A 26,168-nucleotide genomic window follows, 5' to 3' on the forward strand; every position below is an offset into this window, starting at 1 on the left:
GGGGCCGCGGGATAGCCCGCGCGCATGGCCCGTGCCCCGCTTTTGCAACTCACCGATATCTCGCTCACTTTTGGCGGCGCACCGCTGTTCGCCGACCTGTCGCTGGTGGTGCAGCCCGGCGACCGGGTGGCATTGGTGGGACGGAACGGATCGGGAAAATCGACGCTGATGAAGGTGATGGCCGGGCTGGTGGAGCCCGACCGGGGCGTGCGCGTCGTCTCGCCGGGCGTGAGCGTGGGCTACATGGAGCAGGAACCGGCGATGACCGGCTTTGCCACGCTGGGTGATTTCGCGGCGAGCGCGCTGGCGCCGGGCGAGGAATACCGGGTGGAGATGGCGGGCGAGGGGCTGAAATTCGACCCCGCGCGGCCGGTCGAGACCGCCTCGGGCGGGGAACGGCGGCGCGCGGCGCTGGCCAAGCTGATGGCCGAGGCGCCGGAGCTGATGCTGCTCGACGAGCCGACCAACCATCTCGACATCGAGGCGATCGGCTGGCTGGAAGAGCAGTTGAAGGCCACGCGAAAGGGCTTTGTTCTCATCAGCCACGACCGCGCTTTTCTGCGTGAGCTTAGCCGTGCAACTCTATGGATTGACAGGGGAATGACGCGGCGGCAGGAGCGGGGATTCGCGCATTTCGAGGAATGGCGTGACAAGGTCTGGGAGGAAGAGGACCAGCAGCGCCACAAGCTCGACCGCAAGATCAAGGCCGAGGCCCGCTGGGCCGTGGAGGGCATCAGCGCGCGGCGCAAGCGTAACCAGGGGCGGGTGCGCGCGTTGCAGGCGCTGCGCGAGGAACGGCGCAACCAGATCAAGCGGCAGGGCACGGCGGCAATGGCGCTGGAGAGTGGCCCGAACTCCGGTCGCAAGGTGATCGAAGCCAAGGATATTTCAAAAGCTTACGATGACAAGCTCATCTTGAAGCCGTTCAGCCTGCGGATCATGCGGGGCGAGCGCGTGGCGTTTGTCGGGCCCAATGGCGTGGGCAAGACGACGCTCTTGAAGATGCTGATGGGCGAAGTGGCCCCCGACAGCGGCACGGTCACGCATGGCACCAACCTGGTGCCGGCGGTGTTTGACCAGGCGCGTGCGCGGCTCGACCCCGAGATGACGCTGTGGGAGAGCCTGACGGGTGACTCGGAGATGCGCGTCTCTGGCCAGGCGGACCAGGTGCTGGTGCGTGGGCAGCCGCGCCACGTCGTGGGGTATCTCAAGGATTTCCTGTTCGACGAGCGGCAGGCACGCGCGCCGGTCAAGTCATTGTCGGGTGGAGAAAAAGCGCGGCTCTTGCTGGCGCGGATCATGGCGCGGAAGAGCAACGTGCTGGTGCTCGACGAGCCGACCAACGATCTCGATATCGAGACGCTGGATTTGTTGCAGGAATTGCTGGACGATTACGCGGGGACCGTTCTGCTGGTGAGCCACGACCGTGATTTCCTCGACCGGGTGGCAAGCACCACAATTGCCATGGAGGGTGACGGCCGCGCAACCGCCTATGCCGGCGGCTGGAGCGATTATCGCGCGCAACGCGATGGCGCGAAGGAAAGCGATGAAACTGCGAAAAAAAGCGCGAAAACAACGCAGAAGAACGCGGAGTTGAAGCAGGAAGTCAAGCCTGTACGGCTGAGCTTTACCGAGGCGCACCGGCTGGAGGAGTTGCCCGGGCAGATCGAGCGGCTGGAGGCGGAGATCGCCAAGCTGGAGGAGCTGTTGGCCGATCCCGATCTCTATAGTCGCGAGCCGGTCAAGTTCCGCCGCGCGACCGAGGCGCTGACCGCGCGTCAAAAGGCGCTGGCCGAGGCCGAGGAGGAGTGGCTGTCGCTCGCCGAGAAGGCCGAGGCAACGGGCTGATTTTTCGCTGTAGCCCGGGCGGTTGCGCGCATATGCTCGGGCGCATGAGCAGTTCGGATCGCAGCCTGCACGACAGTGTCCGCCTCCTCTACGAGGGGCGCTCGAAACGCGCGACGCGGTTTCGCTATGCGCTCTTGGTGTTCGACGTGGCGAGCATCGTGTTCTTTCTCGCCACGGCAACGCTGCCGCTGACGCCCGCGATACTGGTGGCGGACATTCTGGTGGCGGCAGTGATCGGGGCCGACTTCCTGTGCCGGCTGTGGATCGCGGAGAATCGGCTGCGCCACCTGCGGCAGATCTACGTGCTGGTGGATATCGCGGTGCTGGTCTCGCTGGTGGCGGTGCCGGTGCTGGGGCAGGGATGGGCGGCGTTGCGGCTGCTGCGCGCGCTGCGATTGGTGCATTCCTATCACCTGCTGCGCGACCTGCGGCGCGACTGGCGGTTCTTTCGCCTGCACGAGGACGCGATCCTCGCCGCGGTCAACCTGCTGGTGTTTATCTTTGCCATGACAGCATTGGTTCACCTGTTGCGCGGCGGGCGGGAGCCGGGGCTGAACACTTACGTGGACGCGCTCTATTTCACGGTGACGACGCTGACGACGACGGGGTACGGCGACATCCTGATGGACAGCGGGACTGGCCGGCTGCTGGCGGTGGGGATCATGATCGTGGGTGTGGGGCTGTTCCTGCGGCTGGCGCGGACCATTTTCGTGCCCGCCAAGGTGCGCCACAAGTGCCCGGAATGCGGGCTGTTGAAGCACGACCCCGACGCAATCCATTGCAAGCATTGCGGCATCGAGCTGAAGATCGAGACGGAAGGCGCGCAGTAGGGCAGGCGGGATGTCTCGGGATATCCTGGGGGTCAGGCCCGGGGAGGACGGGGCTTGGCGCGGAGGGTCAGGTGTTGTGGTTGGCCTGGAGCTGCCGTTGCAGTGAGCCGCGCCATCGCATGTCCGCGGGCAGGCGATCCAACGGTTTTTCAGGGCACTTTATTTCTGCTTTCCCGAAGAACATGCAATCGGCGCGCTAGCTTAGCCAAATCGCCTGTCCGGGGGGCGGACATGCGATGGCGCGGCGGGCTTCGCCCTTGATTCCGCGCCGGGACCAGATGGTCCAACGTCCGCACAAGGCCGATACCGCCCTCGCGCCCCGCCGCGTCAGACCGATAGCCGCGCCCCGTGGGCACCGCGCTCGCGGTAGGGGGTGGTCTGGTAGTGCGCGCGGTAGCATTTTGAGAAATGCGACGGCGAGGCGAAGCCGCAGGCAAGCGCCACGTTGATCACCGTCATGTCGGTCTGCATCAACAGGTTGCGCGCCTTTTGCAGCCGCAGTTCCATGTAATAGCGCTTGGGGCTGCGGCTGAGGTAACGGCGGAACAGGCGTTCGAGCTGGCGGGTGGACATGCCCACCTCGCGGGCGAGGATCGAGGGGCTGATCGGTTCCTCGATATTGCTCTCCATCATCTGGATGACCTGGCTGAGCTTGGGGTGGCGCACGCCGATTCGGGTGGGCACCGAGAGACGCTGGGTGTCCTGGTCGGTGCGGATCGAGGAATAGATCTGCTGGTCGGCCACCGCGTTGGCGAGCTTTTCGCCATGCTCGGCGGCGATCAGGCTGAGCATCAGGTCGATCGAGGCGGTGCCGCCTGCCGTGGTCATGCGGTTGCCGTCGATCATGAAGATCGACTTGGTCAGCGTTACCTCTTCGAATTCCTCGAGAAAGGCATCGTGATTCTCCCAGTGGATGGTGGCGCGCTTGCCGTCGAGCAGCCCGGCGCGCGCCATCACGTAGGATGCGGTGCACAGCCCGCCGATGCGCAACCCGCGGCGCGCCTCGCGGCGCAGCCAGTTGAGCATCCGCTTGGTGGCGGTCTTCTGGACATCGACCCCGCCGCACAGGATCAGCACATCCTCGCGTTTCAGTTCGGAGAGCGGGAAATCGACGTGGAAGCGCACGCCGTTGGAGCAGGTCACGACATCGTCGGTGTCTCCGGTCAAAGCCCATGTGTAAAGCTCTGCTCCGGCCATGCGGTTGGCGATGCGCAGGCATTCCAGCGCGCCGGCAAAGCTCAGGAGCGTGAACGAGTCAAGCAGCACGAACACGAAGCGTGTTGGCGCCCTTGGCACATCCACCTTGACTGTCACGGCATCTGACATCGGGCCCCCTCTTGCGCTCCGTCCCAGCGTCACTGTCACCAAAACGTCGCGATTCACAAGCCAAACACGCACATTCGTGTCGCATTTTGACCGATTCCGCGGCTGGCCTCTGCGCGTCCGGTGGATTATAGAGATGTCCGACCAAATGAGAAAGCGGAGACCGAAGATGACGGAATGGCAGAAAACCGGCTGGCGCGCGAAAGAGCGGGTGCAGATGCCGGATTATCCCGATGCCGGGGCGCTCGCCCGCGTCGAGGATCGTCTGCGCCAGTATCCGCCTCTGGTCTTTGCCGGGGAGGCGCGGCGCCTCAAGCGCGCGCTTGGGGCGGCGTCGCGGGGCGAGGCGTTCCTGTTGCAGGGCGGCGATTGCGCCGAGGCGTTCGACCAGTTCTCGGCCGATGCGATCCGCGACACGTTCAAGGTGATGCTGCAGATGGCGATGGTGCTGACCTATGGCGCCAAGGTGCCGGTGGTCAAGGTGGGGCGCATGGCCGGGCAGTTCGCCAAGCCGCGCAGCGCGCCCACCGAGGTGGTGGAGGGTGTCGAGCTGCCCAGCTATCGCGGTGACATCGTCAACGAGCTGGCCTTTACCCCGGAGGCGCGCATCCCTGACCCGGCGAAGATGCTGCAGGCCTACACGCAGGCGGCGGCGACGCTGAACCTGTTGCGCGCGTTCTCTACCGGCGGCTACGCCGATATGCACCAGGTGCACCAGTGGACGCTGGGCTTCACCGAGAGCGAGAAGGCCGCGCGCTATCGCGAGATGGCCAGCCATATCGCCGACGCGCTCGACTTCATGAAGGCCGCGGGCGTGGACAGCGAGAGCGCGCACACGCTCAAGTCGGTGGATTTCTACACCTCGCACGAGGGGCTGTTGCTGGAATACGAGGAGGCGCTCACCCGTCTCGATTCGACCTCTGGCAAATGGCTGGCAGGGTCGGGACACATGCTGTGGATCGGCGACCGCACGCGCCAGCCCGACGGCGCGCATGTGGAGTTCCTGCGCGGGGTGCTCAACCCGATCGGGCTGAAATGCGGCCCGACCATGACCTCGGACGATCTCAAGCGGCTGTTGGCGACGCTCAACCCCGAGAACGAGGCCGGGCGGCTGACGCTGATCGCGCGGTTCGGCGCGGGCAAGGTGGGCGAGAACCTGCCGCGGCTCATCCGCACGGTCGAGGAGGAGGGCGCCAACGTGCTGTGGGTGTGCGACCCGATGCACGGCAACACGATCAAGTCGGCCACCGGCTACAAGACCCGGCCGTTCGACTCGGTGCTGCGCGAGGTGCAGGAATTCTTTGCCATCCACCGCGCGGAAGGAACCGTCCCCGGCGGCGTGCATTTCGAGATGACCGGACAGGACGTGACCGAATGCACCGGGGGGATGCGCGCGCTGAGCGAGGAGAGCCTGTCGGATCGCTACCACACCGCGTGTGATCCGCGGCTCAATGCGTCGCAATCGCTGGAGCTTGCGTTTCTCGTGGCCGAGGAGCTCAAGGGCCAGCGCGAGCGCATGGCCGAGGCGCAGGCCGTCTGATGCTCAGGTGACGAGCCGCAGGTGAGAGCGGTCGCGGGGCCCGGTCGGGGCCTGCGACCGTCCGCCTGCCAGCGTGCGCAGGGGCGGTGCGGCGCGGCGCGGCGCGGCGCCGGAAAGCGGCTGCGTCTCGGCATCCGCGATTCCGAAGCGGCGGGGCGTGCGCCCGCTGGCGCCGTCGGTCACGAGGCAGCCCAGCGCGCGCGAGATGTCGCCCAGGTCACTGCGTAGCGGCAGCAACATCAGCGTGCCGCCGAGCGCGGGCCGCCCGACCCCGCGGCGCGCGCGCAGCGCGAAGCGCAGGACCGCCGGGCCGTCGAAGAGATCGACCAGCCGCAGGGCAAAGGCATCGCGGTCGTCCGGCTCGATGAAGGTGGCGAGCGGCATGCCGCGCACCTCCATGCCCATCAGGTCGTTGAGGTGCATTCCCGCCACCCGCAGCCGCACCATGCCCGGTGCGATGCGTTCGGCGATGAAGGCGCTGGAAATCAGCGGTTCGATGCCGCGCGGGTCGATATCGGCGCGCATGGGCACGTCGCCGCCGCGTCGGCAATCCTCCCAATGGGCGCGAAAGGCGCGCAGGTGCGCCTCGGTCTGCGCCTGTGTTTCGCTTGTGTCGCCCTGCACCGGGCCCGGTTCCGTCGGATCATCCCACATGGTCCTAATCCCTCGTTGTGCGCCCCCGCACCGTCGATATGCGCCTGGGTGCCGCAGGCTTGCCTCAGCTTGGTGAAGCCGCGTTCTGCGCGCCGGACGATGCGTAAAGATTGCCACAATTCGCCGCGCATGTATCTAAAATTCGCGGTATCTGGTTAACCCTTGCGCGCCCGGATGCGCGGCTTGCCAGCCGGACGCGCAATGGCTAACACGGGGGCTGCACCGCCACGAGGGAGGCACAAAGCCCCATGATCCGCTCGATGACCGCCTTTGCCACGCGCAGCGGACAGCATGGCCCGCGCGCAACGGTCTGGGAGATACGCGGCGTCAACGGCAAGGGGCTCGACCTGCGGCTGCGCCTGCCCGAAGGCGTCGAGGGGCTGGAGACGCGGCTGCGGTCGGCGGCCGCGAAGCGGCTCGCGCGCGGCAACGTGACGGTGGTGCTGCGGTTTCACGACATGGCCGAGGCGGGTGGGCTGGCGCTTGACGGGGGGGCGCTCGACGTGGCGCTGGCGGCGCTGGCCGAGACCGAGCGGCGCGCCGATGCGGCGGGGCTGACGCTCGCGCCTTCGACAGCGGCGCAGGTGCTGGCGCTGCGTGGCCTGCTGGAGACCGGCGGCGCGCCGGTGGCCAACGCGGAGGACGCCTCGGCGTTGGAGGCGGAATTCGACGCGCTGCTGGGCGATTTCGTGGCGATGCGCGAGGCCGAGGGCGCGGCGCTGGGCCGGGTGATCGCGGATCAGCTCGACCGGATCGCGGCGCGGGTGACGCAGGCCGAGGACATGCTGGGCGCGCGCGCCGGGGCGATCGCCGAGGCGCATCGCGCGGCGCTGGCGCGGGTCACCGACCAGGCCGGGCAGGTTGCCCCTGAGCGGATCGCGCAAGAATTGGCGCTGGTGGCGGTGCGGCTCGACGTGACCGAGGAAATCGACCGGCTGCGCGCCCATGTGGCGGCGGCGCGCGAATTGCTGGCGCAAGGCTCGCCGGTGGGGCGCAAGCTCGATTTCCTGGCGCAGGAATTCATGCGCGAGGCCAACACGCTGTGTTCGAAGGCGCAGAACGCGGATCTCACGGCCGTGGGGCTCGATCTCAAGACGGTGATCGACCAGATGCGCGAGCAGATTCAGAACGTGGAATGAGCGGAGAGGGTGGATGGATATTTTTGGCAAGATGAAGCGGGGGGCCGCGCGATGAGCGAGCGGCGTGGGCTTCTGATCATCCTGTCCTCGCCCTCGGGCGCGGGCAAGTCGACGCTGTCGCAGCGGCTTTTGCAATGGGATCCGACGCTGAGCTTTTCGGTTTCGGCCACCACCCGCCCGCCGCGGGCGGGCGAGGAGGACGGGCGCGACTATCATTTCCTGTCGGAAGAGGCGTTCAAGCGGCAGGTGTCGGAGGGCGGGATGCTGGAACACGCGCATGTCTTCGGCAATTTCTACGGCTCGCCGCGCGCACCCGTACAGGCCTCGATCGACGCAGGAAACGACGTGCTTTTCGACATCGACTGGCAGGGTGCGCAGCAGATCAGAAACTCCGCGCTTGGCGGGCACACGCTGTCGATCTTTCTGCTGCCGCCCTCGATCCACGAGCTGCACCGCAGGCTGCAGGCGCGCGGCAAGGACGCGCCGGAGGTGATCGCGCGGCGGATGCACAAGAGCTGGGACGAGATAAGCCATTGGGACAGCTACGATTTCGTGCTGGTCAATGACGACCTCGACGTCGCCGAGGCGCGACTCAGGACCATCATCGAGGCAACCCGCCTGCGCCGCACGCAACAGCCCTGGCTGACCGAACATGTGCGGCGGCTGCAGACCGAATTCGAGGAGACGCTATGACGCTCTATGCACTGGACGGTGTCGCGCCCGAGGTGGCGGACGACACCTGGATCGCGCCCGATGCCAACGTGATCGGCCGCGTGGTAATCGAGGCGGGGGCGTCGGTCTGGTTCGGCTGCACGCTGCGGGGTGACAACGAGGAAATCCGCGTGGGCAGGGGCAGCAACGTGCAGGAAAACTGCGTGATGCACACCGACATGGGCTATCCGCTCACGATCGGGGCGGGCTGCACCATCGGGCACAAGGCGATGCTGCACGGCTGCACCATCGGCGAGAACAGCCTGATCGGCATGGGGGCCACCGTGCTCAACGGCGCGGTGATCGGGCGCGATTGCCTGATCGGGGCGGGCGCGCTGGTGACGGAAGGCAAGGAAATCCCCGATGGCAGCCTTGTTGTGGGCGCGCCGGGGCGGGTGGTGCGCGGCCTCGATGCCGACGCCATCGCCGGGCTGCGCGCGAGTGCCGTGCATTACCAGGAGCGGATGCGCCGCTTTCGCGCCGGGCTGAGCGAGGTCTGAGCGGGGATGGAGGGCATCGTCTCGCTGCTCGCGGCGGTGCCGCTCGCGGCGGTGCTCGTGGGGCCCGACGCACGCATTCTCGCGGCCAACGCGGCGGCGCGCGAGATGCTGGGGCAGGCCATCGAGGGGCGGCATTTCCTCACCGCCATGCGCCAGCCCGACCTGCGCGCGGCGATCGAGGCCACCGCCGGGGACGGCACGGTGCGCAGTGTCACCTACCAGGCCGCGAAGGACGGGCGCGACAGCACCTTTCGCGCCCACGTGGCGGCGGTGACGCTCGAGGAGGGCGCGGCGCCCGGCGTTCTGGTGTCGTTCGAGGACCTGACCGAGCGCGAACAGGCGGCGCAGATGCGGCGCGATTTCGTCGCCAACGTGAGCCACGAGTTGCGTACGCCGCTGACCTCGCTCATGGGTTTCATCGAGACGTTGCAGGGGCCCGCGCGCCGCGACGAGGCGGCGATGGACCGGTTTCTGGGCATCATGGCGCGCGAGGCGGCGCGGATGGAACGGCTGGTCCATGACCTGTTATCGCTGAGCCGGGTCGAGGGCGAGGAGCGCGTGCGCCCGCGCGAGCCGGTCGACCTGGGTAACGTGATGGGCACCGTGGTGACCATGCTGCGGCCGCTGGCGCGTGAACGAGGCTGCGCGCTGCGCTTTGAGCCGGGAGAAGCGTGCCTCGTGCCGGGCAATGCAGACCAGTTGCAGCAGGTGTTCACCAACCTCGTCGAGAACGCGATCAAGTATGGTGGGGACGACAACGAGGTGGAGATCACGCTTGCGCCGCATCCCGACGACGCGACGCTGCGGGGACCCGCCATCGCCGCCACGGTGCGCGACCGCGGCCCCGGGATCGACCCGCTGCATATCCCGCGCCTGACCGAGCGGTTCTATCGCGTGGACACCCACCGCTCTCGCGAGATGGGGGGTACGGGGCTGGGCCTTGCCATCGTCAAGCACATCGTCAACCGCCACCGCGGGCGCCTGCGCATCGCGTCCGAGCCGGGGCAGGGCAGCACATTTTCCGTGATTCTGCCGCGATGGACCGGGTAACGGGCGGGCATGGCGCCCGACGCAACATGATGTCATAATCCTGTTGCAAAAGTTTAGCATTCCTGTTGTCCAAGACAGCTAGCACGGGCGCCGAGCCGCGCGTGACCGCGCAACCCATATCACCCCCGGGGCCCATCACGGGCGGGGCCCGGCGGAGGAGAGTCAGAGACCATGAACGAAAAACATATCGTGTCCTCGTTTGACCGCGATCTGGAGGCCATCCAGGCGCAGATCATGAAGATGGGCGGGATGGTCGAGCGGGCCATCGCGGATGCGGCGCGGTCACTCGAGACTCGCGACGAGGAGCTGGCCGAGGAGGTGCGCCGCGCCGACGCGGCGATCGACGCGCTGGAAGAGAAGATCAACGAGGAGGCCGCGCTTCTGATCGCGCGGCGCGCGCCAGCGGCGAGCGACCTTCGCCTGGTGCTGACCGTCATCAAGATTTCCGCGAGCCTCGAGCGGATCGGCGATTATGCCAAGAACATCGCCAAGCGCACCGCCGTGCTGACCTCGATGACGCAGGTCAACGGCTCTCCGGCGGCGCTGCGGCGGATGGCGCGCGAGGTCGAGGAGATGCTGCGCGACGTGCTCGACGCCTATATCCAGCGCGACGCCGGGGTGGCCGAGGACGTGATCGCGCGCGACGAGGACGTCGACCAGATGTACAACGCCATCTTCCGCGAGTTCCTGACCTTCATGATGGAGGATGCGCGCAACATCACGCCCTGCATGCACCTGCATTTCATCGCCAAGAACACCGAGCGGATGGGCGATCTGGTTACCTCGGTGGCCGAGCAGGTGATCTACCTCGTCACCGGCGAGATGCCGGACGAGCCGCGCCCCAAGGGCGACAAGACCTCCACCGACCCCTCGATCTCTCCGGTGTCGTGAGGGGAGGACCGGGCCATGTCCACCGAACAACCCACCGTGCTCCTGGTCGAGGATGAGCCGGCGCAGCGCGAGGTGCTGGGCTACAACCTGGAGGCCGACGGCTTTCGCGTGGTGACCGCCGGGAATGGCGAAGAGGCGCTGATGATGGTGGCCGAGGCGCCGCCGGATATCATCGTGCTCGACTGGATGATGCCCAATGTCTCGGGGATCGAGGTGTGCCGCCAGCTCAAGACCCGGTCGGAGACGCGGGGCATCCCGATCATCATGCTGTCGGCGCGCTCGGAAGAGGTGGACCGGGTGCGCGGGCTCGAGACCGGGGCGGATGACTACGTCATCAAGCCCTATTCGCTGGTCGAGCTGATGGCGCGGGTGCGCGCGCAGCTACGCCGGACGCGGCCCGCGAGCATCGGCGAGCGGCTGGAATACGAGGATATCGTGCTGGATGCCGAGACCCACCGCGTGACGCGCAGCGAGAAGCCGCTCAAGCTCGGCCCGACCGAGTTTCGCCTGCTCGCCACCTTCATGGAAAAGCCCGGGCGCGTGTGGTCGCGCGAGCAGTTGCTCGACCGGGTCTGGGGGCGCGACATCTACGTGGATACGCGCACCGTGGACGTGCATATCGGGCGGCTGCGCAAGGCATTGTGCCAGCATGGCGGTGACGATCCGCTGCGCACGGTGCGCGGTGCGGGCTACGCGCTCGGCTGAGCGGGCTCAGCGCGGCAGCCCGTCCTCATCATCGGCCTGACCGGCGAGCCAGTCGCGGAAGGCCGAGAGGGCGGCATCCTGCGCGCGGCGCTCTGGCCAGACGAGGTAATAGGCCCCGCGCATGGTGATCGGCCCGCCGCAGAGCGGCATGAGCCGCCCGGTGGCCAGCTCTTGTTCCACGAGGTAATCGGGCAGGAGCGCCACCCCCATCCCGTGCAGCGCCATCTGCATGATTGTTGCGAACTGGTCATGAATCGTGCCGCCGATGGGCACGCCCGTGATGCCGTGGGCCGCGAACCAGTCGGCCCAGGCGTCGGGGCGCGTCCCGATATGCAGGAGCGGCAGGCGCAGGAGATCGCGCGGGCCGCGGACGGCGCGTTGGCGTGAGAGGAACTCTGGCGTGGCCACCGCCACCATCGCCTCGTGCCGGAGCCGCAGCGCGCCCGTTCCAGGCCAGTCTGGTTCACCAAAATGTAGCGCTGCATCAAATGGTTCCGAGGCGAAGTTGAACTTATCAAGTCGGGTGGAAAGGTTGATCGTGACCTCCGGGTGACGGTGCGCGAAATCCGGCAGGCGCGGCACCAGCCAGCGCATCCCGAAGGTGGGCAGGATCGCGAGGCTGAGCGTGCCGCCCGCGGCATTGACCGATAGCCGCATCGTCGCCTGCGCGATCTGTTCCAGCGCACCGCGCACGCGGGCCGCGTAGTCGGCGGCCTCGGGCGTCAGGCGCACGCCGCGCCCCTCGCGCGTCAGGATTGGATGGCCGATGAAGTCTTCCAGCGTTTTCAATTGCCTGCTGACGGCGCTCTGCGTCAGCGACAACTCCGCGGCCGCCGCCGTGGCACTGCCGAGACGGTCGAGCGCCTCTAGCGCGCGCAAGGACGCGATGGAGGGCAGGCTACGGCGGGGGAGGGGCATGACACTACTCTCTGTTGCGGAAAACTCATGGGTTCATGTGAAAATATCGGTATTCGCCCGCGTTTGACCAGTCTATCCTTGCAGTGGTCTGACCGAAATGTTGAGGATAGTGCCATGAATGCCCCCGCCACCCCGCTCCGTGCCAAGGACGCGCCCGACCTGGGAAGTTTCGACTGGGCCGATCCGCTGCGGCTCGACGATCAACTCTCGGATGAGGAGCGCATGATCGCCGCCAGCGCGCGCGAGTTCGCCCAAGGTGTGCTGCAACCGCGGGTGATCGACGCCTATCGCGAGGAACGGGTGGAGCCGGAGATTTTCCGGGAAATGGGCGAGATGGGCCTGTTGGGCACCACGATCCCCGAGGAATTTGGCGGGTTGGGCGCGAATTACGTGAGCTATGGCCTCGTCGCGCGCGAGATCGAGCGTGTCGATTCGGGGTATCGCTCGATGATGAGCGTGCAGAGCTCGCTGGTGATGTACCCGATCTACGCCTATGGCAGCGAGGAACAGCGCCGCAAATACCTTCCGGGGCTGGCGAGCGGCGAGCTGATCGGCTGTTTCGGGTTGACCGAGCCGGACGCGGGCAGCGATCCGGCGGCGATGAAGACCCGCGCCGAGAAGACCGATGGCGGCTATCGCCTGACCGGCACCAAGATGTGGATTTCCAACAGCCCGATCGCCGATGTGTTTGTCGTCTGGGCGAAATCCGACGCCCATGACGGGCGCATCCGCGGCTTTGTGCTGGACAAGGGGATGGCGGGCCTCAGCGCGCCCAAGGTGGGTGGCAAGCTGAGCTTGCGCGCCTCGGTGACGGGCGAGATCGTGATGGACGGGGTCGAGGTCGGCGAAGAGGCGCTGTTGCCCAACGTGCAGGGGCTCAAGGGGCCGTTCGGCTGTCTCAACCGGGCGCGCTATGGCATCGCGTGGGGGGTAATGGGCGCGGCCGAGTTCTGCTGGCATGCCGCGCGCCAATACGGGCTTGACCGGCGGCAATTCAACCGGCCGCTGGCGCAGACGCAGCTTTTCCAGCTCAAGCTTGCCAACATGCAGACCGAGATCGCGCTGGGAACCGAAGCGGCGCTGCGGGTCGGGCGGCTGATGGACGAGGCGAAGGCCGCACCAGAGATGATCAGCCTCATCAAGCGCAACAATTGCGGCAAGGCGCTGGAGATCGCGCGGCACGCTCGCGACATGCATGGCGGCAACGGCATTTCCGAGGAATTCCAGGTCATTCGCCACATGGTCAACCTCGAGACGGTCAACACCTACGAGGGCACGCATGATGTGCACGCGCTCATTCTCGGGCGGGCGCAGACCGGGCTCCAGGCGTTTTTCTGAACATGAATGACAGGGCGTAATCCTCTGGAAAGAAAAGACAAGACAGAGCCAGAGTCCCTCTGGAGCGCAAGCGCCGAAGAGCGCTTCGCCGCCCCCGATCTTCAGGGCGAGCGCAGCGCCGATCTCGCCATCATCGGCGGGGGCTATACCGGGCTGTCGGCGGCGCTGGCGGCGGCAGAGCAGGGGGCTGAGGTGGTGCTGCTGGAGGCCGAGCGCGTGGGCCACGGCGGCTCGGGGCGCAACGTGGGCCTCGTCAATGCCGGGCTGTGGCTGCCGCCCGACGCGGTGGCGGCGCGGCTGGGCGAGGGGCCGGGCGAGGCGCTCAACGCCACGCTGGCGGCGGCCCCGACCCGCGTCTTTGACCTGATCGCGCAGCACGCCATCGCCTGCGAGCCGCAGAGGGCGGGCACGCTCCACCTGGCGCATGCGCCGGGCGGCCTGAAGGATCTGCGCCGCCGCGCGGAACAGGCGCAGGCGCGGGGGGCGCCGGTGACGCTCCTTGACGGGGACGAGACCGCGCGGCGCACGGGATCGGAGCGGTTTCACGGCGCGCTGCACGATCCGCGCGCGGGCACGATTCAGCCGCTGTCCTATGCGCGCGGCCTGGCCCGCGCCGCCGCTGGCGCGGGCGCGCGCATCTTCGAGCGGAGCGCGGTGGTCGCCGCCGAGCATCACGGTGGGCAATGGACGCTGCGCACCGATGGCGGCAAGCTGCGGGCGCGCCGTTTGCTGATGGCAACCAACGCCTATCACCGGCCCGCCGAGGGCACGCGCCTGCCGGACCTGCCGGTGGTGCAGTTCTTTCAGATCGCCACCGCGCCGCTGGGCGACAACGTGGCCGGAGATATCCTGCCGGGCGGCGAGGGGTGCTGGGATACCGGCACGGTGATGACCTCGCTCAGGCGCGATGCGGCGGGGCGGGTGATCCTGGGCGGGATGGGCGCGGGCGGGCAGACCCACGAGGGCTGGGCCCGGCGCAAGCTGGCGCATCTGCTGCCCCGGCTGGCCGATGTGCCGCTCGAGCATGTCTGGTCCGGGCGCATCGCGATGACCGGCGACCACCTGCCGCGCATCCTGCGGCTGGGGCAGGGGGCGCTGGCGGTGTTCGGCTATTCGGGGCGCGGCATCGCGCCGGGCACCGTGTTCGGAGAGGCCGCCGCCAAGGCGCTGCTGGCGGGTGACGAGGCGGGGCTGCCGGTGCCGTGCGTGGACAGCCATGCCGAGGCGCTGGCGGCGCTACGCACGCTCGGCTTCGAGATGGCGGCGCGGATGGTGCATCTGGTTTCCGCGCGGCTCTGACATTTTCGCACAAGGCGTGTGACATCCGGAACGTTTTCCGCACTGGTGCAGGGTCTATATCCGCCATCAGTAATCAGGAGCGGCGGAATGACCCAAATAGACAGGCCCGGGCGCAGTGCCCGGTTTACCCAAGGCAATCTCTTTCGCCACGTCACGGTGATGTCGCTCACGTCGAGCCTCGGCATCGCCGCGATCTTTGCCGTGGACCTGATGGACGTGATGTTCATCGCGATGCTGGGCCAGAGCGAACTGGCGGCGGCGGCGGGCTATGCCGGGGTGGTGATGTTCTTTGCCAGCGCGCTGAATATCGGCCTGTCTATCGCCACGGGCGCGCTGGTGGCGCGGGGCTTGGGCAAGGACGACCCGCACCTCGCCGCCGAGCACGCGGCAAGCACCGCCGTCATCGCGCTGGGATTTGGTGCGTTGGTGCCGCTGCTGACACTGCCGCTGCTCGAGCCGATCCTCGGCTTCCTCGGTGCGGGCGGTCGCGAGGCGGAGCTGGCGGCGGGCTATCTGTGGATCATCCTGCCGAGCACGGCGCTGTCGGGGTTGGCGATGGTGGCGGTCGCGGCTCTGCGCGCGCATGGCGACGCGCAGGGTGCGATGGTGCCGTCGCTGCTTGGTGCCGCGGTCAACGGCGTGGCGGACCCGATCCTCATCTTCGCGGTGGGACTGGGGCTTGACGGGGCGGCGATAGCCACGGTGCTGGCGCGGCTCGCGACTGCCGTGCTGGCGCTCGCGGTGGCGCAAAGCCGCCACCAAGCATTCTGCTGGCCGCGCCCGGAATGCCTGCGCCGGGATCTGCGCGACGCGCTGGGCATCGCGTTCCCGGCGATGATGACGACCGTCGCGACGCCCGTGGGCACCGCCATCGTTACCCGCGAGATGGCGAAATACGGCTCGGACGCGGTGGCGGGGATGGCGGTCATCAACCGGATGATGCCGTTCGTATCGTCGGTGATTTTCGGGCTGTCGGGGGCGCTGGGCCCGATATTCGCGCAGAATTTCGGGGCAGGGCGCATGGACCGGGTGCTGGGCACGTTCCGCGAAGGGCTGCGGTTCCTGGCGCTCTACATGCTGGTGGCCTGTGTCTTGCTGGTATCACTGCGCGCACCGGTGGCCGACCTTTTCGGGGCGACGGGGCAGATGCGCGAGCTGCTCTACCTGTTCATGGGACCGCTGGCACCGGCGATGACCCTCAACGGCATCCTGTTCGTGTCGAACGCGGCATTCAACAACCTCGGCCATCCGGGCTATTCAACGGCGCTCAACTGGGGGCGGCACACGGCCGGTACCTGGCCGTTTGCGGTGGGCTTCGGCGCGATCTTCGGGGCGGAAGGCGTGCTCATCGGGCAGGCGCTGGGCGGCGCGGTCTTTGCCGCCGGCGGCGCGTGGCTGGCACTACGGGTGATCGAGGCGCCGTGCCGCGACCCGCTCGGCGCGCATTACACATGTCCCGATCAGAGGATGCAGGTGATCGCGGGGCGCAGCTATCGCTGACGGGGGAGATGCCTGTGGGTACCTGAGGTCATATCCGTAACGCGCATAATCAGTATTATGTTAAATAGTATCACACCAGAATGGCCGACACAATCCACCGACAGCTTAGCCCGTTCCGATTTCAATTGGAAATCATGTATTTGAACGACGAAGTTCAGATGCACGCGAGCCCTCGACAGATCGCGCGCCCCGGGGTTATCTAGATGCATTGAGGAGATTTCCGCATGGCTTCCATCCTGATCCTGAACGGCCCCAATCTCAACCTGCTGGGCAAGCGGCAGCCCGAGGTCTATGGCCACGAGACGCTTGGCGATATCGAGGCGATGTGCCGCGCGCATGCCGAGGCGCTGGGGCTCGCGCTCGATTTCGCGCAGAGCAACCACGAGGGTGCCCTCATTGATGCCATCCACGCGGCGCGCGGACAGCATGACGGGATCATCCTCAACGCCGGCGCCTATACACATACCTCTATCGCGCTGATGGACGCGATCAGTTCGGCGGAGGTGCCGACCATCGAGCTGCACCTATCAAACGTCCATGCGCGCGAGTCGTTTCGCCACCGCTCTTACATCGCACGGGTGGCGCTCGGCGTGATTTGCGGGTTTGGCGCGCAGGGCTATGTTCTGGCCATCGACGCGCTGCGCGCGCACCTGGAGCGTCGTGGATGATCGAGTCGGCAGTCCTGAACCGGCTGCTGGACGCGACCACGATGGAAGAGCTGTGGAACATCCACACCCGGGCGATGGGCGAATACGGCTTTGACCGGCTGCTCTATGGCTGCACGCAACACCGCACCGCGCATTCGCTGGGCAGCCCCGACGATTTCATCGTGCTGACGAACCACGATTCCGATTATGCCGAGACGTTTGTCAACGAGGGGCTGTATTTCCACGCGCCGATGGTGCGCTGGTCGCTGGAGAATGACGGCGCGTGCTCGTGGTCGGTGCTCGATACACGCGCGGCGGCGGATGATTTCACCCCCGAGGAACGCGCGGTGATCGCCTTCAACCGGCGGCACGGGGTGACGGCGGGCTACTCGATCAGCTTTCGCTCGTTGCGTCCGCGAATGAAGGCGGCGATCGCGCTGACCGCGCGACCGGGGATGACGCAGGCCGAGGTGGATGCGTGTTGGCGACGCGATGGCGAGGCGATTCTCGCGCTCAACAACGTGGTGCATCGCTGCGTCATGTCCCTGCCCTACGAATCGCCGCGCCGCCCGCTCACCGACCGGCAGCGCGAGGTGCTGGAGTGGGTCGGCGACGGCAAGACAGTGCAGGATATAGCGGTGCTGATGGGGCTGACACCCGCCACGGTGGAAAAACACTTGAGGCTGGCGCGTCGCGCATTGTCGGTAGAGACGACGGCGCAGGCGATCCTCAAGGCGGCTTTCCAGAACCAGATATTCATCCTTGACCGAGGGTGACGCGGACGACCTTGGCGCATCAATCCCCACTGCCCGGTAAGGAATCCCTTACTTTCCTTGCGCAGCGTAAAGTTGCACAAGAGATGTGTTCCGTGAGTGATGGCCTTTTTTGGCTTGGAACATCGGAAGGCGGCGCTAGCCCCAAGCGTTTCTGGGGGACCGTTTTCTTCCGGCATTGCCGGATTTCGGCTGTCGACACCCATTTCGGTGTCGGCAGTCGAATTCGGTTTGACCCTCGTTCATCCCCAATTGCGATCGGTCATAGCGGTGCGTCTTCGGGCGCACCGCCGCCTTTCTGATCGCGTGTCCCGAAACGAAAAGGCCCCCGGAAACCGGGGGCCTCTCGATGCGTCCTGATCGGGGCAGGATCAGCCCTGTGCGGCCTTGGCCACCTCGGCGGCGAAATCTTCCTGCTTCTTCTCGATCCCCTCGCCCACCTCGAGGCGGACGAAATCGGTGATCGCGGTGCCGGCCTCCTTGGCGGCGGCCTCGACCGTAAGATCGGGGTTCATCACGAAGGCCTGGCCCATGAGCGTGGCCTCGGCGATGAATTTCTTCATCCGGCCCACGATCATCTTTTCGATCACGGCCTCGGGCTTGCCCGATTCGCGGGCGATGTCGATCTGGACTGCGCGCTCCTTTTCGACAATGGCCGGGTCGAGCGCGGCCTCGTCGAGGGCTGCGGGGTTGGACGCGGCGATGTGCATCGCCACCTGCCGGGCAAAGCCCTCGTCGCCGTCGAAGGCCACGAGAACGCCGATCTTGCCCATGCCGTCGCGCGCGGCGTTGTGGACGTAGGAGACCACGCCCTTGCCTTCGACGCGGGCCATGCGGCGCAGCGACATGTTTTCGCCGATGGTGGCGATCTTGTCGGTCAGCGTGTCGGCCACGGTCTTGCCGCCGATCTCGGCGGCGGCGAGCGCGTCCACGTCGGCCACGTCAAGCGCGGCCCCGGCGATGGCGCCCACCATGTCCTGGAACTCGGCGTTCTTGGCGACGAAGTCGGTTTCGGCATTGACCTCGACCGCGACACCGCGGCCGCCGTCAACGCTCAGCGCCACGAGGCCCTCGGCGGCGGTGCGACCGGATTTCTTGGCGGCCTTGGACAGGCCCTTGGTGCGCAGCCAGTCGGTTGCGGCCTCCATGTCGCCGCCCGTCTCGGTCAGCGCCTTCTTTGCGTCCATCATACCTGCGCCCGTGCTGTCGCGCAGTTCCTTCACCATTGCAGCAGTGATCGCCATCTCTCGGCTCTCCTCAAAATATCAGCGGGTGTTCCCGGGGCGCGAGGGATAGCCCTGCCCCGGTGACGGTTTCGTGACGGCTCAGGCGTCGGTGCTCTCGGTCGCCTCGGCGATGACCTCTTCGACCGGCGCCTCTTCGAGCGCACCCACGTCGACGCCCGCAGCCCCAAGCTGTGCCGACATCCCGTCGAGCGCGGCGCGGCTGACCAGATCGCAATAGAGCGCGATGGCGCGCGCGGCGTCGTCATTGCCGGGGATGATGTAGTCGATCCCGTCGGGCGAGCAGTTGGTATCGACGACGGCCACGACCGGGATACCGAGCTTGTTGGCCTCGGCCACGGCGAGCGCCTCTTTCTTGACGTCGATCACAAACAGGAGGTCGGGCACGCCGCCCATCTCGCGGATGCCGCCGAGGCTCGACTGAAGCTTGGTCTGGTCGCGCTCGATGCCAAGACGCTCCTTCTTGGTGAGGCCCTCGCCACCGGCCTCGAGAATCTCGTCGATCTCGCGCAGGCGCTGGATGGATTTTGACACGGTCTGCCAGTTGGTCAGCGTGCCGCCGAGCCAGCGGTGGTTCATGTAGTACTGCGCGCATTTTTCGGCCGCGTCGGCGATCGGCTGGCTGGCCTGCCGCTTGGTGCCGACGAACAGCACGCGGCCGTTCTTGGCCACGGTCTCGCGGATGACGTTGAGCGCCGCGTCGAGCATCGGCACGGTCTGCGTCAGGTCGATGATGTGGATGCCGTTGCGCGCGCCGTAGATGAACTCGCCCATGCGGGGGTTCCAGCGCTGCGTCTGGTGGCCAAAGTGAACGCCGGCTTCGAGAAGCTGACGCAGATTGAACTCGGGAAGAGCCATTATCGTATCCTTTTCCGGTTTGCGCCTCGGCACGGGGAGAGAAGCGGATGCTTCAACCGGTGGACCGTCGGGGATGTCTCCCCCTGGCGGCCCGCCCATGCCTGCGGGATTATCAGTGGCGCGCGTATAGCCCCGGTGACGGACGGGCGCAACCCCTCGCGGCCGCCCCCGGCGTGGGGCGGCGCTCCGGCCCCGTGATTTTGCCCCATTGTGGCCCACGGCCAACATGCCTAGATACGTGCGTGGTCGCCGCATGGATCCGAGATGAACACGCCTTTCGACGAATTGCCACCCGAGCCGAAGAAACCGAGGCGCCTTGTGGGGTTGCGGGCGAGTTTTCTGACCGGGATCGTGGTGATCGCGCCGGTTGGGCTGACGCTGTGGCTCATCTGGACGGTGGCGGGATGGGTCGATGGCATGGTGCTGCCGCTTATCCCCGCAGGCTATCAGCCCGAGCAGTATATCGGCATCAACCTGCGCGGCATCGGCGTGATCATCTTCCTGATCTTTACCATCGTCGTGGGGTGGATCGCCAAGGGGCTGATTGGGCGCTCGATGATCGGCTTTGCCGAATCGCTGGTGAATCGGATGCCGGTGGTGCGCTCGATCTACTCGGGGGTGAAACAGATCGCCGAGACGGTGTTCGCGCAATCCGATCGCAGCTTTGAGAAGGCGTGCCTGGTGCAGTATCCGCGCAAGGATATCTGGGCCATCGGCTTCATCTCGACCGAGGCACGCGGCGAGGTGAACGCCAAGGCCGAAACCGGAAGCAACCTTCTGAGCGTGTTCGTGCCGACGACGCCCAACCCGACCTCGGGGTTCTTGCTGTTCTTTCCGCGCGAGGACGTGATCGAGCTGGATATGAGCATCGAGGACGCGGCCAAGCTGGTGATTTCGGCGGGGCTGGTCTATCCGCCCGAGCGCAAGCCCGAACCCGCGGGCAAGCCCCGCAAGCGCGCCTGACCACCCTGCCCTTTAGCGTTCCGGTCAGGCCAGCCGCGCCTGCCGGGCCTCGCGCAGCCGCGCGAAATCGTCGCCCGCGTGATAGCTCGACCGGGTGAGCGGCGTGGCCGACACCATCAGGAATCCCTTGCCATAGGCGGCCTTTTCATAGGCGGCGAATTCGTCGGGCGGCACGAAACGGGCGACCGCGTGGTGCTTGGGCGTGGGTTGCAGGTATTGGCCGATGGTCAGGAAATCGACATCCGCCGCGCGCATGTCGTCCATCACCTGGTGCACCGACTGGCGATCCTCGCCGAGGCCCACCATGATGCCCGACTTGGTGAACATCGACGGGTCGAGCTCCTTGACCCGCTGCAACAGCCGCAGGGAGTGAAAGTAGCGCGCGCCGGGGCGCACTGCCGGATATAGGCCGGGAACCGTCTCGAGGTTGTGATTGAACACGTCCGGCTTCGCCGCGACCACGGTTTCCAGAACGCTCACGTCGCAATGCAGGAAATCGGGTGTCAGGATCTCGATCGTGGTGCCGGGCGCGCGGTGGCGGATGGCGCGAATGGTCTGGGCGAAATGCTCGGCCCCGCCATCGTCGAGATCGTCGCGGTCCACGGAGGTGACGACGACGTGGTTGAGGCCGAGCTTCTGCACGGCATCGGCGACGCGCCCCGGCTCGAACGCATCGAGCGATTGCGGCTTGCCGGTGGCCACGTTGCAGAAGGTGCAGCCACGGGTGCAGATTTCGCCCATGATCATCATGGTGGCGTGCCCCTGCCCCCAGCATTCGCCGGCATTGGGGCAGCCCGCCTCTTCGCAGACGGTCACCAGCTTGTGCTCGCGCATGATTCGCTGGGTTTCGAAATAGCCCTTGGAACTCGGGGCCTTGACCCGGATCCAGTCGGGCTTGCGCGGTTGGGCACTGTCGGGGCGGCGCGCCTTCTCGGGGTGGCGCTGCCCGGGTATCTTGAGATCGCGCACGATATAATCCCCGCGAATGATTTGGTAACTTGGGGGGAGTATAGGTGAGAGGGATGGCGAGTTCCAGTGGCGCATCGCCGCGTGCCGGTATGCGCCGGGGTCAACGGTGCCATCGCGTGGTAACGAGTGGTCTGGTGTTTAGCGGCCCGTGCCCCAATCGGCGCGGGCCGTCGCCAGCAGGCTTTCGCCCGCCGCGCGCAATACCTGCGCAAGGTCGTCGAACCATTGTGCATTTTCCGCGCCCCGGCGTCGCACCAGCGCCACACGCCGCGCGGGCTCTGGCGAATCGAACCGGCGCAGCACTAGCCCCGGCGCAGCGCGCGCCTCGGTGGGGGCGGCGATCTCGGGCATGAGCGTCAGGCCGAACCCCGCCGCCACCAGCCGCGACAGCGTGCCCAGCGACGAGGCGCCGGTGTCGATCTGGGCGTGCCCCCTGCCCCGCCCGCAGACCTCGAGCGCCTGGTCGGTCAGGCAATGCCCGTCCTCCAGCAGCAACAGCGGGTTGGTGCCCAGCGCCGTTGGGTCGGGCACCGTCTCTCCGAGCGCGGCCAGCCGCGCAGCGCTGCCCGCCAGCAGGAAGCGATCCTCGAACAGGCCGGTGGATTCGAGATCGTTGCCGGGCAGCGGCAAGGCCATCAGCGCCGCGTCGATTCGCCCTGTGCGCAGGTCGGCGGCGAGATCCTCGGTGCGGGCCTCGCGCACCCGGACGTCGAGCGCGATGTCGCGCGTGCGCAGCGACGCCAGCACGCCGGGGAGGATATAGGGCGCGATAGTCGGGATGACGCCCAGCGCCAGCTCGCCCGACAGCCCGTCATGCCAGCGCGCGGCCTCCGAGAGCGCCTGCATCTCCTCCAGCACGCGCCCGGCGTGGTGCAAGACGCGCCGTCCAAACGGGGTGAGCGACACGTCACGGGCGCGCCGCTCGGCGACCCGCGCGCCGAGTGCGGCCTCCAACTCGCGGATCTGCACCGAGAGCGCGGGCTGCGAGACGTTCATCTCGGACGCCGCGCGCCCGAAATTGCGATGCTCGGCGAGGGCGCGGAAATAGCGAATCTGGCGCAGCGTTATACTCATGCGTGTATAATCGGGCCTTCCCGGCGCGGGTGCAAGGGCGATCAGCCGATGAGGCTCGCGTCCCTGCCCAGCCGCTCATAATGGCGCTTGAGCCGGTGCAGCGCGATGCGCAGCACGATCTTGGCCGACCGCGCCGACCAGCCCATCTTCTTCTCGGCGGCCTCCAGCCCCTCGAGATAGCAGCAGCAACGCAGCGCCACGTCGCCCAGCCCGGGGCCGAGCTCGCGCAGCGCGCCGATGAGGCGCGCGCGCGCCGCCTCGGCACCGAAGCCTGGCGCGTCGGGAGGCGCGGGCGGCTCGCCCGCATGGCGGAGGAAGTGATCCCAGTTCTGCGCGGTGTGCGGGGCCATCTGGGCCAGTTCGAAATCCTCGCGCAGGCGTTCTCCTGCGTTGACCAGATCGGGGTCGAGAAACCGCTTGCCGTCCTTGTCGCGCCGTCGCGCCAGCGCCGCGAGCGGTGTGTCGCCAGGGGCAAAGCGCATCTGCCGCGCGCCCGTAGCGGGATCGCCGCCCGCATCCGCCCCGTCGAGCAGCGTCGCCTCGCGCAGGCCAGAGGCGGCGTTTTCCTCCTCGGCAAGCAGTTCCCCGAGCGTGGCGCGGCCCCTTGCAGTGACGTGGTAGCGCGAGATGCGACCGGGATTGTCGCAGGCGATCCAGTCCTTGAGCGCCAGCGCCTCGGCCACCTCGCGATCGACCACGGCGGTGCGGGTGGGCTGGCCTGTGCCGGTGTCGCGCACCACCACGGCTTTGTCCATCTCCGAGGCCACGGCGAGCCGCGCGCCGGTTTCGCAAAGCCGGCGCAGCACGCGCCGTGCCTCGCGCCTGAGCCGCGCCTCGCTGAGGGTCGTGCTGTCGTCTTCGGTCGGGCTGTGGTGGGTGGCGGGCATGCGGGCCTCCAAGGTTGGGGAACCGGCTTTCCTTGCATGACCGACGATGCAGCCTAGCCGCCGCAACGCATCGTCCACCAGCAGGTCGTCGCGCCGCGTCTCGAACGCCCGGATCTGGCGCAGCACGGTCGAGGCATGCCGCCCCGACCGCCGCGCCAGCGCACGGATGGACGCGCCGCTCTCGATATGCGCAAGGTAGTGGACCGCGGCCTCGGGCACCCAGGAGGGCACCCTTGGCAAGGTGGGTTTTGTCATAAGCTGCTCTTGCATCGCGGTTCCCCGATTTACGGCCTGAGGACGGTCCCGGGCACCGGGACAATTTGTCCACAGGCTTATCCACATGGTCAGATCAACTTAAACGTGCAAAGATTACCGGTTCGTTAACTGTTTCAAGAAATTAAACTTTCGTTGACAAACCATGAACAATGACTGTGCCCGCCGCACGCTGCATCCGGCCTGCGCGCAACACCCCGTCCAACCGTGCCACGGTGACCGGACACGTTCGCGAAAAGGGAGTTCGGGCCATGCAGGAAATTAATCGGAAGCTAGGCGCGCTGCGCCGCCCGCCGCTCTTGGTGCGCGCCGCGCGGCTGGGCGTGCCGGGCTACGTGCGGGGCACGGCGCTGCCGCGGCTGATCGGGCCGGGGCCGCTGCCAACGGCGCGCGAGGCGCTCGCCCGGCTGATCGAGATCGAGCGCGCGCAGGATGCGGCGCGCCGGGGCGGCGCGGTGACGTACCGCGCCGCGCATCACGTGGCGGTGCTCATCGCGGTGATGGGCGAGGCGCGGCTGCTGGACCGCGAAGCTCAGGAAAACGCGTCGGGCATCGATTCTTTGCGCCTGGCCACGTAATCGGAGAGCGCCTCGTTGATGGCCGGGTCGAGCGCGGGCTGCTGGTAGTCGGTGAGCAGCTTCTTGACCCGCGCGTTGGCGAGCGCCATCGTGTCGCGCCCGCCCTCGTCGATCCACGTCTCGTAAGGCTTGTAATCGAGCAGGTCAGACCGCCAGAACGCCGTCTTGAAATTGGCCTGGGTATGCGCGCAACCGAGATAGTGACCGCCCGGCCCCACCTCGCGGATCGCGTCCATCGCCTGGCCGTTCTCGTCCATGTAGACGCCTTTGGCGAGATGGTGCAGCACGCCGAGCTGATCGGCATCCATCACGAATTTCTCGAACGAGGCAACCAGCCCGCCCTCCATCCAGCCACAGGAATGCAGCATGAAGTTGACACCCGACAGCAGCCCCATGTTGAGGCTGTTGGCGGTCTCGTAGGCGGCCTGCGCATCGGGCAGCTTGGAGCCGGTGAACGAGCCCGCCGAGCGGTATGGCAGCCGCAGCCGCCGCGCGAGCTGGCCCATGCCATAGGTTATGTGGGCGGCCTCGGGCGTCCCGAACGTGGGCGCGCCGCTGTTCATGTCGATGGAGGTGACAAAGGCCCCCGCGATCACCGGCGCGCCGGGGCGGATGAGCTGGGAATAGGCGATGCCGGCAAGCACCTCGGCCAGCACCTGCGTCAGCGTGCCGGCGACCGTGGTCGGCGCCATCGCGCCACCGACGATGAACGGCGAGATGATGCAGGCCTGGTTGTTGCGGGCGTAGACTTCGAGTGAGCCCATCATCACGTCGTCGAAGGTCATCGGCGAGTTGACGTTGATGAGGTTGGTCATCACCGTATTGTCGCGCACGAAATCCTCGCCGAAGAGCAACCCGGCCATATCGACGCTGTCCTGCGCGCGGCTGGGCTCGGTGACCGAGCCCATGAACGGCTTGTCCGACAGGGTCATGTGCGCGTGGAGCATGTCCAGATGGCGCTTGTTCACGGGGACGTCGGTGGGCTCGCACACCGTGCCGCCGGAATGGTGCAGCCATTTGGACATGTAGCCCAGCCGCACGAAGTTGCGGAAATCCTCGAGCGTGGCATAGCGGCGGCCATGCTCCATGTCATGCACGAAGGGCGGGCCGTAGATCGGCGCGAGCACGAGGTTGCGCCCGCCGATCTCGACCGAGCGGGCGGGATTGCGCGCGTGCTGGGTGAAATGCGAGGGCGCGGTGGCGATCAGTTGACGCGCCAGCCCGCGGGGCAGGCGCACCCGCTCGCCCTGAACGTCCGCGCCCGCCTGCCGCCAGCGTTCGAGCGCGGCGGGGTTCTGCACGAAATTGACGCCGATCTCCTCGAGCACGGTCTCGGCGTTGTGCTCGATGATCTCGAGCGCCTCTTCGGAGAGGATCTCGAAATTGGGAATGTTGCGCTCGATATACCGCGCCGTCTCGACGCTCACGGCGGTGCGCTCCGCGCGGCGCGCGGCCCCGCCACCGCCCCGTGCCCGCCTGCTGCGCGCTGATGCTTCTGCCATGAGTGCCCCCTTTGTGTTCGAGCCTGTCCACGCCAACCGTCCAGCCCGCGTTCCAGCGGGTATTTGTGCGTTTTTAACTTGTTGCCTGACGTGTCCGGAGGCGTATAGCGGCGCGTTGGGGGGAAAAGCGACATCGTTGCCGGGCTGAGCCACC

General features: G+C 67.1%; 25 protein-coding genes. 16 read left to right on the top strand and 9 right to left on the bottom strand.

All coding sequences use genetic code 11. The features are described from left to right. Positions 1-24: 24 nt before the first annotated feature. Positions 25-1,848 (top strand): ABC-F family ATP-binding cassette domain-containing protein, encoded by a 1,824-nt coding sequence (locus AC13D8_RS07860; protein ID WP_482968391.1) that lies wholly within the window; start codon positions 25-27, stop codon positions 1,846-1,848. Positions 1,849-1,892: 44 nt separating this feature from the next. Next, positions 1,893-2,678, top strand: a complete 786-nt coding sequence (locus AC13D8_RS07865) for an ion channel (protein ID WP_482968392.1) — start codon at positions 1,893-1,895, stop codon at positions 2,676-2,678. 327 nt (positions 2,679-3,005) lie between these two features. Here the strand turns inward: AC13D8_RS07865 and AC13D8_RS07870 are convergent, their stop codons facing one another. After that, entirely contained in the window at positions 3,006-4,004 is a 999-nt protein-coding gene (locus tag AC13D8_RS07870; protein WP_482968393.1) for a GlxA family transcriptional regulator, read from the bottom strand. A gap of 166 nt (positions 4,005-4,170) precedes the next feature. Between AC13D8_RS07870 and AC13D8_RS07875 the strand changes: the two genes are divergently transcribed. Further along, positions 4,171-5,541, top strand: coding sequence for a class II 3-deoxy-7-phosphoheptulonate synthase (locus tag AC13D8_RS07875; protein ID WP_482968394.1), 1,371 nt, complete (start codon positions 4,171-4,173; stop codon positions 5,539-5,541). Positions 5,542-5,544: 3 nt separating this feature from the next. Here the strand turns inward: AC13D8_RS07875 and AC13D8_RS07880 are convergent, their stop codons facing one another. Continuing rightward, entirely contained in the window at positions 5,545-6,195 is a 651-nt protein-coding gene (locus AC13D8_RS07880) for a PAS domain-containing protein (RefSeq protein ID WP_482968395.1), read from the bottom strand. 248 nt (positions 6,196-6,443) lie between these two features. Between AC13D8_RS07880 and AC13D8_RS07885 the strand changes: the two genes are divergently transcribed. From AC13D8_RS07885 to phoB, 6 genes are all read left to right on the top strand, one after another. Further along, positions 6,444-7,334, top strand: a complete 891-nt coding sequence (locus AC13D8_RS07885) for a YicC/YloC family endoribonuclease (RefSeq protein WP_482968396.1) — start codon at positions 6,444-6,446, stop codon at positions 7,332-7,334. Positions 7,335-7,385: 51 nt separating this feature from the next. Next, positions 7,386-8,027, top strand: a complete 642-nt coding sequence (gene gmk, locus AC13D8_RS07890) for a guanylate kinase (protein WP_482968397.1) — start codon at positions 7,386-7,388, stop codon at positions 8,025-8,027. Further along, positions 8,024-8,545 (top strand): gamma carbonic anhydrase family protein, encoded by a 522-nt coding sequence (locus AC13D8_RS07895; RefSeq protein WP_104020463.1) that lies wholly within the window; start codon positions 8,024-8,026, stop codon positions 8,543-8,545. The genes gmk and AC13D8_RS07895 overlap by 4 nt, the downstream gene beginning before the upstream one ends. A gap of 6 nt (positions 8,546-8,551) precedes the next feature. Next, positions 8,552-9,595, top strand: coding sequence for a sensor histidine kinase (locus tag AC13D8_RS07900; protein ID WP_482968398.1), 1,044 nt, complete (start codon positions 8,552-8,554; stop codon positions 9,593-9,595). A gap of 171 nt (positions 9,596-9,766) precedes the next feature. Then, the gene (gene phoU, locus AC13D8_RS07905) at positions 9,767-10,486 is read left to right on the top strand and encodes a phosphate signaling complex protein PhoU (RefSeq protein ID WP_129433695.1); all 720 of its coding nucleotides are present in this window, start codon (positions 9,767-9,769) and stop codon (positions 10,484-10,486) included. Between the two features lie 15 nt (positions 10,487-10,501). Beyond that, positions 10,502-11,191: a phosphate regulon transcriptional regulator PhoB gene (gene phoB, locus AC13D8_RS07910; RefSeq protein WP_129433696.1), complete on the top strand. Its 690-nt coding sequence runs from the start codon at positions 10,502-10,504 to the stop codon at positions 11,189-11,191. A 6-nt stretch (positions 11,192-11,197) separates the two neighbouring features. Here the strand turns inward: phoB and AC13D8_RS07915 are convergent, their stop codons facing one another. Beyond that, the gene (locus AC13D8_RS07915; protein ID WP_482968399.1) at positions 11,198-12,109 is read right to left on the bottom strand and encodes a LysR substrate-binding domain-containing protein; all 912 of its coding nucleotides are present in this window, start codon (positions 12,107-12,109) and stop codon (positions 11,198-11,200) included. 114 nt (positions 12,110-12,223) lie between these two features. Between AC13D8_RS07915 and AC13D8_RS07920 the strand changes: the two genes are divergently transcribed. From AC13D8_RS07920 to AC13D8_RS07940, 5 genes are all read left to right on the top strand, one after another. Continuing rightward, a complete protein-coding gene (locus AC13D8_RS07920; protein WP_482968400.1) occupies positions 12,224-13,447 on the top strand; it encodes an acyl-CoA dehydrogenase in 1,224 nt (407 codons plus the stop codon). 6 nt (positions 13,448-13,453) lie between these two features. Further along, positions 13,454-14,746, top strand: coding sequence for an NAD(P)/FAD-dependent oxidoreductase (locus tag AC13D8_RS07925; RefSeq protein ID WP_482968401.1), 1,293 nt, complete (start codon positions 13,454-13,456; stop codon positions 14,744-14,746). 87 nt (positions 14,747-14,833) lie between these two features. Beyond that, positions 14,834-16,246 (top strand): MATE family efflux transporter, encoded by a 1,413-nt coding sequence (locus AC13D8_RS07930; RefSeq protein ID WP_482968402.1) that lies wholly within the window; start codon positions 14,834-14,836, stop codon positions 16,244-16,246. Between the two features lie 224 nt (positions 16,247-16,470). Beyond that, positions 16,471-16,914: a type II 3-dehydroquinate dehydratase gene (aroQ, locus tag AC13D8_RS07935; protein ID WP_129431759.1), complete on the top strand. Its 444-nt coding sequence runs from the start codon at positions 16,471-16,473 to the stop codon at positions 16,912-16,914. Beyond that, positions 16,911-17,669, top strand: coding sequence for a LuxR family transcriptional regulator (locus AC13D8_RS07940; RefSeq protein ID WP_482968403.1), 759 nt, complete (start codon positions 16,911-16,913; stop codon positions 17,667-17,669). The genes aroQ and AC13D8_RS07940 overlap by 4 nt, the downstream gene beginning before the upstream one ends. A gap of 368 nt (positions 17,670-18,037) precedes the next feature. On the opposite strand, the gene tsf is transcribed toward AC13D8_RS07940, so the two are convergent. Further along, positions 18,038-18,910, bottom strand: coding sequence for a translation elongation factor Ts (tsf, locus tag AC13D8_RS07945; protein ID WP_482968404.1), 873 nt, complete (start codon positions 18,908-18,910; stop codon positions 18,038-18,040). A gap of 81 nt (positions 18,911-18,991) precedes the next feature. Then, a complete protein-coding gene (rpsB, locus tag AC13D8_RS07950; RefSeq protein ID WP_129431756.1) occupies positions 18,992-19,768 on the bottom strand; it encodes a 30S ribosomal protein S2 in 777 nt (258 codons plus the stop codon). 264 nt (positions 19,769-20,032) lie between these two features. Between rpsB and AC13D8_RS07955 the strand changes: the two genes are divergently transcribed. Further along, positions 20,033-20,731 carry a DUF502 domain-containing protein gene (locus tag AC13D8_RS07955; protein ID WP_482968405.1) on the top strand — a complete coding sequence of 233 codons (699 nt, stop codon included), beginning with the start codon at positions 20,033-20,035 and terminating at the stop codon, positions 20,729-20,731. 24 nt (positions 20,732-20,755) lie between these two features. Here the strand turns inward: AC13D8_RS07955 and lipA are convergent, their stop codons facing one another. The 3 genes from lipA to AC13D8_RS07970 all read right to left on the bottom strand — a co-directional run bounded on the left by lipA (position 20,756) and on the right by AC13D8_RS07970 (position 23,916). Beyond that, on the bottom strand, positions 20,756-21,700 hold the full coding sequence (gene lipA / locus AC13D8_RS07960; protein WP_482968406.1) for a lipoyl synthase: 945 nt from the start codon (positions 21,698-21,700) through the stop codon (positions 20,756-20,758). Positions 21,701-21,838: 138 nt separating this feature from the next. Next, positions 21,839-22,774, bottom strand: a complete 936-nt coding sequence (locus AC13D8_RS07965; RefSeq protein WP_482968407.1) for a hydrogen peroxide-inducible genes activator — start codon at positions 22,772-22,774, stop codon at positions 21,839-21,841. Between the two features lie 41 nt (positions 22,775-22,815). Next, positions 22,816-23,916 carry a DUF6456 domain-containing protein gene (locus tag AC13D8_RS07970; protein WP_482968408.1) on the bottom strand — a complete coding sequence of 367 codons (1,101 nt, stop codon included), beginning with the start codon at positions 23,914-23,916 and terminating at the stop codon, positions 22,816-22,818. 269 nt (positions 23,917-24,185) lie between these two features. Between AC13D8_RS07970 and AC13D8_RS07975 the strand changes: the two genes are divergently transcribed. After that, positions 24,186-24,512 (top strand): DUF6477 family protein, encoded by a 327-nt coding sequence (locus AC13D8_RS07975; protein WP_104020479.1) that lies wholly within the window; start codon positions 24,186-24,188, stop codon positions 24,510-24,512. Here AC13D8_RS07975 and AC13D8_RS07980 read toward each other — a convergent pair. Next, a complete protein-coding gene (locus AC13D8_RS07980) occupies positions 24,467-26,014 on the bottom strand; it encodes a trimethylamine methyltransferase family protein (protein WP_482968409.1) in 1,548 nt (515 codons plus the stop codon). The genes AC13D8_RS07975 and AC13D8_RS07980 overlap by 46 nt on opposite strands. Positions 26,015-26,168: the final 154 nt, after the last annotated feature.

This window comes from Roseovarius sp. B-10, assembly GCF_056859295.1.